At 55.6% G+C, this 14,546-nt stretch carries 12 protein-coding genes and 1 pseudogene; 1 reads left to right on the top strand and 12 read right to left on the bottom strand.

The window, feature by feature from the left end; all coding sequences use genetic code 11:
• Positions 1–738: 738 nt before the first annotated feature.
• The 6 genes from GNZ13_RS29045 to GNZ13_RS29020 all read right to left on the bottom strand — a co-directional run bounded on the left by GNZ13_RS29045 (position 739) and on the right by GNZ13_RS29020 (position 7,359).
• Entirely contained in the window at positions 739–1,926 is a 1,188-nt protein-coding gene (locus GNZ13_RS29045; RefSeq protein WP_172170983.1) for an acetyl-CoA C-acyltransferase, read from the bottom strand.
• Complete coding sequence (locus GNZ13_RS29040; RefSeq protein WP_172170981.1) at positions 1,923–2,720, bottom strand: maleate cis-trans isomerase family protein; 798 nt, start codon at positions 2,718–2,720, stop codon at positions 1,923–1,925. The genes GNZ13_RS29045 and GNZ13_RS29040 overlap by 4 nt, the downstream gene beginning before the upstream one ends.
• Positions 2,717–3,178, bottom strand: a complete 462-nt coding sequence (locus GNZ13_RS29035; RefSeq protein WP_172170979.1) for an acyl-CoA thioesterase — start codon at positions 3,176–3,178, stop codon at positions 2,717–2,719. Before GNZ13_RS29035 ends, GNZ13_RS29040 begins: the two co-directional genes overlap by 4 nt.
• A gap of 249 nt (positions 3,179–3,427) precedes the next feature.
• Entirely contained in the window at positions 3,428–4,288 is an 861-nt protein-coding gene (locus GNZ13_RS29030) for a VOC family protein (protein ID WP_172170977.1), read from the bottom strand.
• A 31-nt stretch (positions 4,289–4,319) separates the two neighbouring features.
• On the bottom strand, positions 4,320–6,080 hold the full coding sequence (locus tag GNZ13_RS29025) for an AMP-binding protein (protein WP_172170975.1): 1,761 nt from the start codon (positions 6,078–6,080) through the stop codon (positions 4,320–4,322).
• Between the two features lie 22 nt (positions 6,081–6,102).
• Complete coding sequence (locus GNZ13_RS29020) at positions 6,103–7,359, bottom strand: alpha/beta fold hydrolase (protein ID WP_172170973.1); 1,257 nt, start codon at positions 7,357–7,359, stop codon at positions 6,103–6,105.
• A 297-nt stretch (positions 7,360–7,656) separates the two neighbouring features.
• On the opposite strand from GNZ13_RS29020, the pseudogene GNZ13_RS54655 reads away from it, so the two are divergent.
• Positions 7,657–7,791 (top strand): annotated as a pseudogene (locus tag GNZ13_RS54655) (transposase); the annotation flags it as partial.
• Positions 7,792–7,807: 16 nt separating this feature from the next.
• Here GNZ13_RS54655 and GNZ13_RS29010 read toward each other — a convergent pair.
• The 6 genes from GNZ13_RS29010 to GNZ13_RS52840 form a co-directional block, all read right to left on the bottom strand.
• Entirely contained in the window at positions 7,808–8,605 is a 798-nt protein-coding gene (locus GNZ13_RS29010) for an enoyl-CoA hydratase/isomerase family protein (protein WP_172170985.1), read from the bottom strand.
• A gap of 35 nt (positions 8,606–8,640) precedes the next feature.
• Positions 8,641–9,492 (bottom strand): 3-hydroxybutyryl-CoA dehydrogenase, encoded by an 852-nt coding sequence (locus tag GNZ13_RS29005; RefSeq protein WP_172170971.1) that lies wholly within the window; start codon positions 9,490–9,492, stop codon positions 8,641–8,643.
• Positions 9,493–9,652: 160 nt separating this feature from the next.
• Positions 9,653–10,837, bottom strand: a complete 1,185-nt coding sequence (locus tag GNZ13_RS29000) for an acetyl-CoA C-acyltransferase family protein (protein ID WP_172170969.1) — start codon at positions 10,835–10,837, stop codon at positions 9,653–9,655.
• A 443-nt stretch (positions 10,838–11,280) separates the two neighbouring features.
• Positions 11,281–11,742 (bottom strand): MaoC/PaaZ C-terminal domain-containing protein, encoded by a 462-nt coding sequence (locus GNZ13_RS28995; protein WP_172170967.1) that lies wholly within the window; start codon positions 11,740–11,742, stop codon positions 11,281–11,283.
• 1,007 nt (positions 11,743–12,749) lie between these two features.
• Positions 12,750–13,553, bottom strand: coding sequence for a TetR/AcrR family transcriptional regulator (locus GNZ13_RS28990; RefSeq protein WP_172170965.1), 804 nt, complete (start codon positions 13,551–13,553; stop codon positions 12,750–12,752).
• A gap of 208 nt (positions 13,554–13,761) precedes the next feature.
• Complete coding sequence (locus GNZ13_RS52840; protein ID WP_236002237.1) at positions 13,762–14,049, bottom strand: Gfo/Idh/MocA family oxidoreductase; 288 nt, start codon at positions 14,047–14,049, stop codon at positions 13,762–13,764.
• Positions 14,050–14,546 lie beyond the last annotated feature (497 nt).

Here is a 14,546-nt window from a genome sequence, read left to right as displayed (position 1 = left end):
CGGGTACGCCAGCTTCAAAACCATGCGGACTGTGCTGTTCCTCATCGCCGGAAAGCTCGACTTCTCAGCCTTCAACCCACATGCCTCGTAAGCCGCATTACCCACTCCACTTTTGAAATAGCCGTAAATCTCAATAAGGTTTCTCTCCTTTCGTCGAATTGGAGTTCAGTCGAACTGCGTCGCGTGTCACGCCGGGGCGGACTACATGAAATGGCATTACCATGGCGTCGCGCTCATGGTCGTATCAGCTTTCCCCGGCACGTTGTTCGGGTCGGCCTGCGCAAGGGTCCTCTCGAGAATTGATCCGCATTCGCTCACGTTAGGGTCTGCGTACTCGCACCGGCTTCACTTTGTGAGCGCATCACCGGTGGCTTCAGCCACTTCGTTATCAGGTCGCGGGGCTCAAATCGTTCGACTCAGGCGCAGAATGTCGGGTAATCCAAAATCATGCACATTCGGCTGGGCGAGCCCCCTTTCCGAGGCTACTCTCACTGCTATTTCGTACGCAATCGACCACTCACGAAGCAAGGCACTCAAACCTTGCGCTAGAATTTCGCGGTCGTTGCATGTGAAGACCACGTTTGGCACAGGCCCTTCACTTGGCATGAAAGCCTCCTCAACATGGGATACAGAGTGACTTAAACTCGAGCAAATCCGCGCGCGCCAGTTGCGGAACACGATACTTGCCAAGATGGTCGCGGACACCTGCGTTGCCTCAGACCCGTGCAAATCTCTCTACTAATAGGCAATCTCAAACAGCGCGGCTGCCCCCATTCCGCCACCGACACACATTCCCACAACGACATAGCGGACACCGCGCCGCTTTCCTTCAATTAGTGCATGTCCGACCAGACGGGAGCCGGTCATCCCATACGGATGCCCCACCGAGATCGCCCCCCCGTTCACGTTGTACTTCGCAGGATCGATACCGAGCGCGTCGCGGCAGTACAAGACCTGGCACGCAAAGGCTTCGTTCAGCTCCCATAGCCCGATGTCCTGAACGTTGAGCCCGTGGTGTTTAAGCAGTTTCGGAATGGCGTACACCGGGCCGACGCCCATTTCCTCCGGCGCCGTACCAGCGACCGCCATGCCTCGATATACGCCGAGTGGACTCAACCCCGCCCTCTCTGCTGCCCGCGCCTCCATCAAAACGCAGGCACTGGCCCCATCAGAAAGCTGGCTTGCATTCCCGGCAGTTACGCTGCCATCTGCGATGATTGTCTGCAGTGCGGAAAGGGTCGACAACGTCGTCTCGGGGCGGTTTCCCTCATCTCGCGAAAGTGTCAGTTCCCGCTCGGTAACCGACCCAGTTTCTTTGTCGGTTACCGCCATCACAACGTCTATCGGTGCGATCTCAGTGTCGAACAGCCCGTTGCCCTGCGCCGCAGCCGTTCGGTACTGTGACAATAGTGCATACTCGTCCTGCTGATCTCGGCTAATGCCGTACTTGTGCGAGACGAATTCCGCGGTCTCGAGCATCGGCATATAGGCGTGTGCAGCAAATCGCCGGACGTTCGCATCCTGCTCCTCTTGTACCCACTTGAAATACGCATTCTGAACGGCCGAGATGTTTTCCTGTCCCCCAGCCACAATGACTTCCATGCCATCGACGATAATCTGCTTAGCCGCATTTGCAATTGCCATCAGACCGGAGGCACACTGCCGGTCGATCGTCTGTGCGCTAGTTGACGGCGGTAGTCCTGCGGCGAACATCGCATTGCGAGCGATGTTCATTCCAGCAGTCCCCGCCGCTAAAACTGTGCCAACAATCACATCATCGACCCGTACCGGGTCCAGACCCGATCGACCGACGGCGTGGTGAATCGCATGCCCCATCAGCGTGGGGGATTTCGTCCTGTTGAATGCGCCACGGAACGCACGACCAATTGGCGTACGCGCGGTGGAAACGACGACCGCCTCTCTCATGCTTGACTCTCCTTGTTTTCCGTGAGGACCTGAGACGGATAGCGGCCGGAGAGCAGAGCGCCCGCCCTGGGCACCACCGGTTCGAGATCAAGGTTATCGAGCATGCGCCGCGCGGTACAAATCGCGGTCGAAGTAACAGGAATCCCCAGTCGGTCTTCCACAGCTTGAATCGAGGGAAGAGACTGCATCTGGACACAAGCCGAAAGGACAACAACGTCCACGTTCGCCGTGTTCAACTTCTTCACGTCGTCGACCAGACGCGCTGGATCTCGCAGACCCACCTCGAGGTTGTCCGGTATCTCGAAGGCAATCGCGTCTACCACATCAATACCCTCGTCTTCAATGTAGTCAACAACCAAATCGCACAGCGGACGTGTGTACGGCGCCAGCAATGCAATCTTCTTCGCTCCCATGATTCGTAGCCCATCAACCAAAGCCCCCGCCGACGTCATCACAGGCGCCGAACAGTTATTGGCACGAGCGACGCTGGTTAACTCCCGCTCTACTTGCCGGTGATATCCCATTCCCATTGCCATAATGGCTACCAAGCACGCAGTACTCATGACGTCGACTCTTGCGTCGGCTAGTTCCGCCGCACACCGCAGACCTTCGCGGTTCATCGCTTCCAGTTCCTCACGGGTAACCTTGTGCATCCTCATCCTACTGCTGTGGAACGTGAAGCGCTCCGGTCGAGCACTTTCGCGAGCGTGAAACATAGCCGGGATTTCGGTTTCCATTGTGGTATTGGAACTTGGCACAATTTGACCGATACGATACGTCCTGTGGATATTCATTCTCGTTCATCCTTGTTGATCAAATGCGGCGTCAGTGCACCGCGCGCGGCATCAGGCATTGGTCTGCGTACGCGAGCATTGCTTTGGATAAAGATCGGAACAAAGATTCCCTGAAATGCCAAACGGCCATCAGATAGAAGCCCGTTTACGAAAATTTCGAATGTGTGCTCGCGAATTTCACCAACACCAACACGCAAATCAACCACGTCGTCAGGCCACAACGCGACGTGAAACGTAAACGACATATGCTTACATGGCAGAACGGTACCGCTTACCTTGTGTATATCGGATCCCGGTGCGAGCCCGACATGCTTCAGGAAATGCATGACTGCTCCCAGGAGATACTCGGAAAACCGCCCGGTATAAACCACACCGGCAGGGTCGCAGTCCGCCCAGCTGACCGTTCGTCTTACGGTAAATGACCATTCCGAAAGAACGAATTCATAACTTGCGGTCATGTTGCCCCCGTCTATTGATCGAATCGCCGCGCCAGTACCCGAAGCTCGATTTCGCGGCTGACTCCCGTTGACACGCCCTGTTGGAGTCATAGACTCATAACCATTACCGGGAGGTACGTCTTCTCCCGTTGGCCATAGTTATCGTGCAACAGATGCGAAGTCACGAACTCCGCAGCCAGCATCTCCTGAGCACAATGCCGGGAAATTACGCGGCAACCCCTCTTCCAGGTATCGCAGACACATCGACTATCACGATGCAACGCCTGGTATGATTTCAAGACGATAGCGATCGAACACCTTTACTTTTCCGATAAATCCACCGGTGAGTGATGAATGCCACAAAGCCGGGACAAGCCTCAGTGACTTATTTTCGAAGACGATCGCATCCTTTGACCTGATGCGCCAATATCCATTAATCGTGCTTTCGACCACACAATTATTGTCCTCACGGGCAGCGTCAACGAGTGGCGAGAACTCTGGCACATCGAGGACATATAGCGACGCCTCATCATGCTCTACGCTCGAATGAACGTCGGCTAACACGAGCCCCTTCTCGCACCACACCTGATCGATGCTAGCGAAATTGTTCGCGCCCTTACCCATGGCATCCTCCATTGCCATTGCCGCCTCAATGGTTCGCATTGCGTCATCCGAGTCAAGAGCGGTCATCGGCCTTTCCTGGAGTGTAATTTCAAGGTGGTAGCCATTTGGATCCGCGATATATAGGGATTCGATCAACTCATGTCGAATCTGGTGGATCACGGGAATCCCCTGCTCCTCGAGGCGAGTTCGCCACGCCATCAGTTCGTCGTAGCTGTCCACCGCCCATGCTGTGTGCGTGGCACGGAAACGGTAGTCGTCTACGGCTCGAGTGTAGTCAGGTTGCTCGGCGCCGATGTAGTAGAAGAAAGCGATCGTACTGCCCTTTCCACTTTCGAAGAAGAAATGCAGGAAATCCGGATGATTCGATGGCCCCCAACCCCGAGCGGAAATCGCGTGAACCAGTGGCAACCCTAACTTGTCCCTGTAGAACTCAACTGTCTCGCGCAGCTTCCAGGTTGGTCTGGCGGTATGGTGTACTCCGTTCAGTACAAGAAGAGTGTTTTCCAATTGAATCTCCTACAAAATTTGCCAAGTTTGGCTAGCTGTTCGAGACGACCAATTTGCCAATGAGATCGCGAAGAGCCTGCCGATCGAGTTTTCCCGACGCAGTAAGCGGGAATTCGGAAACGATCTCGATGCGCTCTGGCCACTTGAATTTCGCCAAACCATACTCTTTAAGGTAGGCACCCATCTGTTGGATCGACGGCGCAGAACAGCCTTGTCTCAAAACGAGTACTGCGCATAGACGCTCTTCGTAAACCGGGTCCGGATAGGGAACGGCAACTATCGCTGCAACGGCCGGATGGCCTGAGATCGCCATTTCGACCTCCTCGCAGTTGATCTTCTCTCCGCCGCGATTGATGAGGTCCTTCAGGCGACCGCAATACACGTAGTATGTCTTGTCGCCAATGCGCCTTTCACGCATCAGATCGCCAGACCTGTAGTAGCCATCGCTGGTGAACGCTTCGCGATTTCTCTCTTCCGCCCGGTAGTAACCATGTATGGTGTAGGGCCCCTTGAATGCTGGTTCGCCAATCTCGCCTGGCATCACAGCCTCTTCGGTTCCAGGCACGAGTATGCGAATATCATCCCAAGCGCTTACCGGCCTGCCATGGGTGGTATCAAGAGCTTCGATCGGATCGTCGGGATGGGTGTAAATGATCATCCCTTCAGTCATGCCGAATGTGTGATATACAGGAGCACCAAGCAATTTACGATACTTCGGCGCACTGTTACCTGCAAAGATCCCACGTGCATTCGACAGATCGATCTGTCCCGCCTTAATTGCTGCTTCGATACGAGCGATGATTGGACCACCCAACATCAGCCAAGTGGGCTTCATGGTCTCGATCATCGCAACTAGCGTCTCTGGACGCACGTCCGGCGCTATCGTAACTGTCGCGCCTGTCATTAGCATCGGGCCGAAGCAGCACCCCATATTGACGTTGTGAACAAGCGGCTGCGGTATAAAGAGAACATCATCCGGACGATATTCGAACCATTCCGCCACGGCTCGCATGTTGTAGAGATACTCGTTGTGAAAACGAGGAATGATCTTCGGTACTCCGCTGGTACCGCCGGAAAGCTGGAACACGGCTACCTGGAATGGATCGAGCTTAACCTGCTCGACGCGTTCGCTAGCCTCTTCCTCGTTAATCGATTCAATCAGCTGCTGGAGATGTAGCACGCCAGCTTGCGGTTCGCCTCGCGCCTGGAGGATCCATTGTAGTGACGGTGCTGTTTCGCACATTTTGCGTGCGAAAGCGACACCGTCAAACTTCGGATCGTCACCTTGTACGATATGCAATTTTGCCTCTGCAAGATTGGCCAAATAGCCGATCTCGCGCTCTCGGTGGGCCGCAAGTGTACAAATTGGAATTAGGCCTGCCTTCAAACAAGCGAGGAAGGCCATCACCAACTGTTCGCTATCACCCAGTTGAAATAAGACACGGTCAAGGGGCAACAGACCAGTTTCAAGCAGTGCCGCGGCCAACCGAGTAGTCTTTGCATCCAGGTCGGCGTAAGTCATGCTCATCCCTAGCCCAAGCAGTGCGACGTTTTGCGGATACAGCGTGGCGGCCCTTTGGAATCCGTCGACCAATGTTTCAAAGCCGAGTACACCTTCAGCGACGTAACGCTCGAGATCCTTCGGTTTCGGATAGACCACTCCGGGGATCGGAGCGGCGACCCCAGGGGCTTGACCGCCCAAACTGCTGTCGACGTCGCTGTTGCTGACCGGACGGCTACCAGAGTCAACACGCCCACCCGTGGACGCGTTCGAATTCGATTGGTCATTCATAAATGTCTCTAGATCAATGTTTCTATTTGAAAGTCGAACGTAGCCAGTCAGAGATGTGACGTCCCGCGAGCACTTGCCCCGGCGTCTCCCCCTCCTTCAGAGCTTGGCCATGGTGATTTCCTCGAACGCTGCAGATAATTTTTTTAGTTATCCGAATTGATTCATAGATCTCCCTGACGTCACCAGGAAAGACGCAGTTGTCGCCCGTATACGCAATAATTAGCGTTGGCTGTTCAATCGAACTCGCACATTTTTCGAGCGAAGCGTTGGATGACAGTCCCGACCAAGTGGAAAGCCAGGATTCGGGCGTCACCAGACGCCCGAATCCGATAGTGCCGAGATTCGATAACGCAGGATCGCCGCCCCATAGCGATCCCACCAGTCGATCTGACGGGTCGAGCGACAAATCCCAGCAGCGCAAGTCTGCGTCCGTACGCCATACCTGGAAGATTGGGCCGTGGCTGGCGAAGAGCTTGTCTGTCCTGTTCGATGCGGACTTATTCCTCGCGCGAGCCTCTTGCCGCCGTTCAATTGCCTCACGGGCGAGTTTGTCGATTCGCGCAACGCGGTCTCGCTGTGCTTTCCGATAGCGCACGCGAAACTCTGGTGGATAGGCGGAGGACTCAGGCGGCTGGTTGAATCCGTTGACCGAGTCGAAAGGATCCAGCGCCGGGTCACGCGAAAACGGATCGAGTTCGTCTGTGACGGAAGGATCTAGCGAATTCATTAGAAGAATCCCCTGCCCAGGGTGAGGCGATACCAGCGCCACGCCATCCGCCACCGGTAACTCGGCTGCCTGCAGCTTGGTAGGACGACCGCCAGGGGTGTGCGTTATGCGCTTTTCCGCCGAGAGCAATGACTGTTGGTTATAGAAGGAGAACAGCCCTGCACCGCCAGAATTTCCGAGGAGGACGATTGTCTCAAAACCCAATGCACGTAATTCGCGCATGCCTGCGGCAACATCATGGAGCGCAATCTCGTGCTCAAGGCGCAGGTCGTTTCCGATGGCCCGTGGGGCCTGGACCCAACAAGCCCATCCCGCATCCAGGACGTCCGGTACCAGGTAGTGCGTCAGGACGAACTCGCGCGGGTGCATGATGAAAACTGCCTTGCGCTCCGCCCCTCTTGAAAAAAGTACCCCAAGCGATGCCTGGCCGTCATCGGTGGTAAGCGGGAAAGGTTTGGTGACATAGGACGAGTTCATCCGGGCCGCGTCCCACGAAGCCCCGCGCAGACCGGCTGTGACCGCGACCTTCCCACTGAGATTTTGGTTTGTCATGAGTACTCCGTTGGGATCGATGGTCCGGCTTTGCCCTATGCCATCAGCCAAAATAGATGCACCATCAAATTCATGTACCTAGATTAGCCTTGAAATAGATGGGGCGTCAAATACTTGCCACCAATCGTTTACCCTAGTGCAATGAATCACACCAGCAAAGCAGGAGCGTAGTCACGCCCAGCAAGGGCTGGAGGGGCGATCGTTAAACCAAAAGTGATGGGGCCGAACGGCCGATATCCCTTGCGGAAGACGCCGATATGGTGAGTGATCGGCGGAAATCTGTGCGAGCCAGCTGCAGAACTGGCCAGCTGCCTGGGCCTGACGCCCATGCTGTACGCCAGCAGCACCGGTGAGGTCGAACAGGGTATTAGCAACGCAGGCAACCGGCGATGCCGGAGGCTGATGGTCGAGCTCGCCTGGAGCTGGCTGCGCAACCGCATGTATCACGCTACACGCCGCGGAATCTCACCGTCTTGCGTTTTTCGATGAAAGCCGACACACCCTGCATAAAATCATCCGTCGCAGCGCAAGTACGAAACGCCACGAGCTCCTCGGCGAGTTGCTGCTCGAAACTACGATCGCTAGAAGTGCGCAGTAGACGCTTCGCTTGGCCATATGCAATCGTCGGCCCGCTCGCGAGATCGCTCATTAAGCGATCTGTTGCCGATACCAGGTTTTCTGCAGACACCACTCGATGAACTATTCCGAGATCCAGCGCCCGGTCGGTACTTATGCTTTCCCCAAGCAATGCTATGCCCATTGCCTGACGTAGCCCGACAATACGGGGCAGTGACCACGACATGCCTACATCAGGACTAGCACCGATCTGCGAATAGCCAAACGAGAACTGCACGTCGCTCGAAACAATCGCTAGATCACATGCCAAGACGATGCTCATCCCGGCACCTGCCACCGGACCTTGCACACTCGCCACCACAGGCAGAGGTAACGAACCCAGGATCGAAAGAGCCTCATTCATCGGCTCAATCATTGCCCTAGCGGTTTCTGCAGAGTTGGAGAAATCTTGGTAGAAGCGGCTGAGATCGCCACCGGCCATGAACGACCGCCCTTCACCGCTCACTAAAATTGCTCGACACTCGGCGTAGGTCCCAACCTCCCGGCAACATTGAAGAAAACATTGCGCCAACTCTGGCGAAATCGCGTTGAGGCTGCGCGGCCGATTGAAGCGAATTCTGGCAACACCATCCCGCTTCTCCAGCAGCACCGGCGTGTCGTTGTTCGTCATCATCTATCTCCCTCGATTCCGCCTTCCCTTCAGGCTCAGTCGTATTGATAGAAACCGCGCCCATTCTTTCGGCCTAGATATCCGGCATCAACCATCTCTCTGAGTAGCGGCGCCGGGCGATATTTCGGGTCATTGAAGCCGTGGTAAAAAACATCCAGAACCGCTAGCATCGTATCCAGGCCGATCAGATCGGCGAGTGCAAGCGGACCAATAGGGTGATTGGCCCCGAGTTTCATGCCGTTGTCGATGTCCTCCGGCGTAGCCAAGCCTTCCTGGAGAGCGAACACTGCCTCGTTGATCATTGGGCAAAGAATGCGGTTGACCGCGAAACCGGGGCTGTTCTTGGCAACGATCGAGGATTTTCCGATCTCCTTAACGAACGCCTCGACGCGCTCCTGGGTTTCATCCGACGTCTGCAAGCCGCGGATCAACTCCACCAGTGCCATCAGCGGCACCGGATTAAAGAAGTGTGTTCCGATAACTCTTTCCGGTAGTCTTGTGGACCCGGCTAGCTTAGTGATCGAGATCGATGACGTGTTCGTAGCAATGATTGCCTTCGCACTGACGACGGTTTCGATTTCCTTGAGTAAGCGAAGTTTCAGCGCTTCGTTCTCGGAAGCGGCCTCTATGGCGAGATCCACCCCCGCAATGTCCGAGTATCGAGTCGTCACATTGATACGGCCAAGTATCTCCCGTTTAGCATCCGCCGTCAGCTTCTGCTTTTTTATCGAGCGATCCAGGCTGTCTGAAATGGCCGAGAATCCACGTTGCAGCGCCTCCTCCGAGATATCCAGTATCACGATGTTGATACCCGACGCCGCACAAACGTGGGCGATTCCGCTACCCATCGTTCCGGCGCCGATAATAGCGACATTACCAATAGTCATTTAGTTTTCCTTCCAAAATGCGGAAATCCAGACGTTTGCCCGTCTCGCGTCAGCAGTATCGCAACGATAGATATCAACCGACGTGATGCCATAGATTCGGCAGGTGGCGACAAATAAAGTAGGTCTTTCGGTGATTCTTTGCTTGTTCCTGGCACAAGCTTCAGACACGTTCGTAGATCGCCGCGATGCCCTGCCCTCCGCCGATGCACATAGTCACCAGCGCATACCGCCCGCCGATCCGATGGAGTTCGTAAATCGCTTTGATCGAGATGATGGCGCCCGTCGCACCGACGGGATGCCCAAGGGATATCCCGGAACCATTGGGATTCACTATGGCCGGATCAAATCCCAATTCTCGTGAGACAGCACAGGCTTGAGCAGCAAAGGCTTCATTCGCTTCAATGACATCCATATCTGCCACCTTCAACCCTGTACGCCTCATCACCAGACGAGTGGCGGGAATGGGACCAATACCCATGTATTCCGGTTCAACTCCGGCATGAGCGTAGCCGACAAAGCGGGCCAATGGCTTAAGACCCATCGCAGCCGCTTTACCAGCTTCAGCCAAGACAATTGCGGCCGCACCATCATTGATACCCGAGGCATTTCCGGCTGTCACCGAGCCTCCTTCCTTGAACACCGGCCTCATCTTTGCAAGTGCATCGGCCGTCACGTCCTTGCGAACATGTTCGTCCGACTCAAACTGGCCAGACCCGTGGCGAGTATTAATTTCCACCGGTACAATCTGGCTCTTGAAGCGCCCCTCATCGATCGCTTTAGCCGCACGCTGCTGACTCGCCATCGCCAACTCATCTTGCTCCGCACGCGAGATGCAGTAACGCTCCGCAACGTTCTCCGCGGTCACGCCCATGTGAATGCGACTCCAAGGGTCGTGGAGGATTCCGGTCATGTAATCGACCATCTGGATGTCGCCCATACGCATGCCCCAACGAGCAGCAGGTGTGATGAATGGCCCCCTGCTCATTGATTCCGCCCCTCCACCCACGGCCAAGTCAGCATCGCCAAGCATAATTGACTGCGCCGCGTTTACGATCGCTTGTAGACCGGAGCCACAAAGCCGATTGACATTAAACGCAGGCACTTCTTTCGGAATTCCTGCGTCCAGTGCTGAAACTCGGCTCAAATAGGCATCCCTCGGTTCCGTCGGAATGACGTTTCCCATCACAACGTGCTCGATATCAGCACCCTGTACCCCAGCGCGCTGCAGCGCCGCACGAACCACTGTCGCACCAAGTAATGTCGTCGGCACGTCCTTCAGAGAGCCACCGAAGGTTCCAATAGCAGTACGCGCCGCACCGACTACGACTACTTCACGGTTAGTCATTTCTCTAATCCTTTGGCGATCCAGCGTCTAACTTGACGAAGAACATAAACTCGCTAATGAGCTACATTCACATGATTGTTTTACTACTCAAGAATTGATGCTAGCGCTGCTTAAGGGGTCTCGCTACTTCAGTGCATACGGCGCCAGCCAGATGAAACCGTGACGGAGGACGCCAGAGTTGCACGATGGTTGCGACCGCATCTCCCAACCACGTACGACTCGACAACACGAGGCAAGGCTCGTCGACCTCTATTGCTAGTTGACACCAGCTTTGCGTCGGGCTCGCGCGTGCAGATATCGGACGTAGGGCGCATTTCTAGATACCGTGTCCGCTCGTCTTCGAAAGCAAACGTCACGGCAAACGAATGCCGCGCGTCACGAGCACGCTCATCGTTTGCACTGCAAAATGTCTCCGGCACGCTGATTCTCACTTCTCCATTCAATCATGTCGGCTTGCCGGCCATCAGCAACGTCATGTCGTAGGTCAGCACTACCTCGTCCCGCTGGTTTTCGACTTTGACTTCCATAGCTACGACACCCCTGCTAGCCTTGCTCGAAGCCCGAGCTTCCGTGACCTTGACTGACGTAAAGATCGTATCGCCAAAGCGCACGGGATTGGAAAATCGGACCTTATCCAAACCCAGTATGCCAATGGCGGTGCCAACTAAAAGCGCCGTCTGATTGATCTGACCCGAAGTAACGGCCAATGTAAGGAGCCCGTGCGCGATTCGCTCGCCGAATGCGCCACTTTCAGCGTCTACAGCATTGACGTGCAGCGGATTGAAGTCTCCTGAGAGCCCTGCAAACAGGCTCACATCACCACCTTCAATCGTACGTGGCGCAGTCTCAATCACCTCACCTACCTCAAAATCTTGCCAGTACCTGGCGAATCGTCCTGCAGCCATCGTTCAATCTCCTTTCTCACCATAACCGCGCATTTGAGACCCGGCACCCAACAAACCCATCCCGCATCCAGGACGTCAGGTACCAGGTAGTGCGTCAGGACGAACTCGCGCGGGTGCATGATGAAAACTGCCTTGCGCTCCGCCCCTCTTGAAAAAAGTACCCCAAGCGATGCCTGGCCGTCATCGGTGCTAAGCGGGAAAGGTTTGGTGACATAGGACAGTTCATCCGGGCCGCGTCCCACGAAGCCCCGCGCAGACCGGCTGTGACCGCGACCTTCCCACCGAGATTTTGGTTTGTCATGAGTACTCCGTTGGGATCGATGGTCCGGCTTTGCCCTATGCCATCAGCCAAAATAGATGCACCATCAAATTCATGTACCTAGATTAGCCTTGAAATAGATGGGGCGTCAAATACTTGCCACCAATCGTTTACCCTAGTGCAATGAATCACACCAGCAAAGCAGGAGCGTGGTCACGCCCAGCAAGGGCTGAAGGGGCGGTCGTCAAACTAACAGTGACGTCGCCGTGCGGCCGAGAATCATTGCGGAACACGACGGTTTGGCGAGTGATCGGCGGAAGCCCGTGCGAGGCCATTGCCGACATGACACGGCGAAGCGCGTACGAGACGGGGCACCTTTGAGCACCCTGTTGCCGCGTCCGGATGGATGTCCGCTACGAATGAACTTGAACGCAGGGTGACTGGCACGGGGTCTTCGTACTACGCCAGGTGCGCAGACGACGCGATGCCTTTGCAAGTAAATGCGTTTGGACGCCTTATGTGTTCATGACACCGGCCGCCGGATCGCTGCTCAAAGTGCGTAGGCAAGCACCCGTCATTCCGCTTCGGCAACGATTTGTTGCGCCGCCAGGGTCACGCAGCATGATTGCCGGCGAAACCGAAGAGCATAGTCAGTTCAACGAGAAGTTCGTCGACCGTCGTCGACAGAGGCTGAGTACCAACATGTATTCACGCTGAGGCGCACGTCAAACTTCGGGGCTTCCATACCTTAGGCTACTCCTTTGCTGCCCTTACGTGGAACGCGCCTTGGTCGACTTGGCGCCAGCCACGCTTCGAATCCGGTCAGTAGAAGTTCCATACCTGCATCGAAGGTCGTGGGACTGTCGAGTTCCGCAAATGGTCCGACGATGAATGACGCACCCGGGGTGCGTTCGCTCGTGGAACCTGACACGTAACCGAGAATGAAGTCTTTGTGCGCTACGGGAGCCTGGTGGTGCGCGCTCTCCGCCGCAATGCTTGTCACGAATAGCATCAACAGATGGTACGCAAGTGCAGCCTGGCTTGCCGTGAAACCGCCCTGCTGAAATATTTGGCCAACATGGTCGAAATATGACAGGCCGTAATCAATCTCGCCGGGCTGGACACGCTGAAACAGCCGGAATCGGTTGTGAGTCGCAACATAGGTCGCAAGTCCAGGCCAACGGGTAAAAACATCCAAGGTACACCGGACCACGCCCTCGAGATCGATGCGCCACACGCCGGTGACCGGAGGTAACGCCTCAAACCGTTCTTTCATGGCCGCATTTATGACAATGCTCAGAAGGTCATCTCGGTTCCCGATGTAGTAATGGATGAGACTCGTCACTACGCCGAGCTCACGTGCGACCCTCGCAATCGACACCTCGTCGATCGACTCACACTGTGCCAGGGTTACCGCACGCTGTATCACCGCATCTCGCGAAAGCTCAGGGCCGGAGGATCCGTCGCTCTTGGGGCGGCGGCCCGCCTTCGAGACTTTGACAGGTTCCACTTCAGGCGAAACTTTCCGACTATTCGGTTTGAGCATCATCATGGAATCCATGCTAACGAGAAGAAGCAAACATTTTATTTGACGCACCATCTATTTTAGCATTAACCTTAACGCATGAAATTGATTGGGCATCTATTTATTATACAAATGATATGAAGCTTCAGAATCACGGTGGGACTGCCTCCGCCAACGCCGGTTTGCCATGGCAGGCCCGGGTCCCGGCTCGTGATGACGACTTGGCGGACGTCACCTACATCGCCCGCATTAGTGGCCTTCCGGAACGCCTGCGAGATGGGATCGAAGAGACGATTGAAACCGAGCATGACGCGCCCTTCTGGCGCTCGAGCTCCCTCGCCGCTGCGAGGGACTTTTCCATGTCGAGGTCGATAGGCTTTTCACATAGCACGGCCTTTCCGTTGGCCACCACCTGCTGCATGAACCTGATATGCGCGTCCGTCGGTGTTCCAATCACGACGGCATCGATGTGATCGCTGTCGACAATCGCAGCACAGTCGGTCGATGCGTCGCTTCCGAACATCTGTGCGAGAGCGCTGGCGGCCTTTTCGTTGGGATCACCGATCCGCGAACAGTTTCGTGGCGACATTTGCCGCGTGGGTTTTCCCGATCCGCCCGGTGCTCAGAACTGCGATGCGAATCATGATTCTCTCCAAAGTTGCCTGCTTGACTGGGGGCCGCGCAGTCTTATCTTGCGGATGTAGACTGGAATTTGCGGTCGCACATCCGCCGTGTCCGTCGGGCTTACCGGTTACAAATAATTCGCTCAGTCGTCGCTTGGTCTCGCCTTCACCACAGTCGGCGGCTCAGCTCATCGTTGCCGGCATCATCGCTGGGGATGAGTACATTTTTCCCGATCCCGTATCGAAAGAGCATACGGCGATTTGGGTCTAAGACCCAGCCCTTTCAAGGTCTTGATCAAGATGTTTCGCCTTTGGCGCGTTTAAGCAGGCGGGCGGTACTGTGATGGGCACGGGCTACCGCGCCTTCGACATAGGGTGCGGGTTTGCGGGTCTTGGG

This window comes from Paraburkholderia elongata (genome assembly GCF_013177735.1).
Lineage (GTDB): Bacteria > Pseudomonadota > Gammaproteobacteria > Burkholderiales > Burkholderiaceae > Paraburkholderia > Paraburkholderia elongata.
The sequence above is the reverse complement of the archived record's forward strand: the minus strand, read 5'-3'. Positions and strand labels throughout refer to the sequence as shown.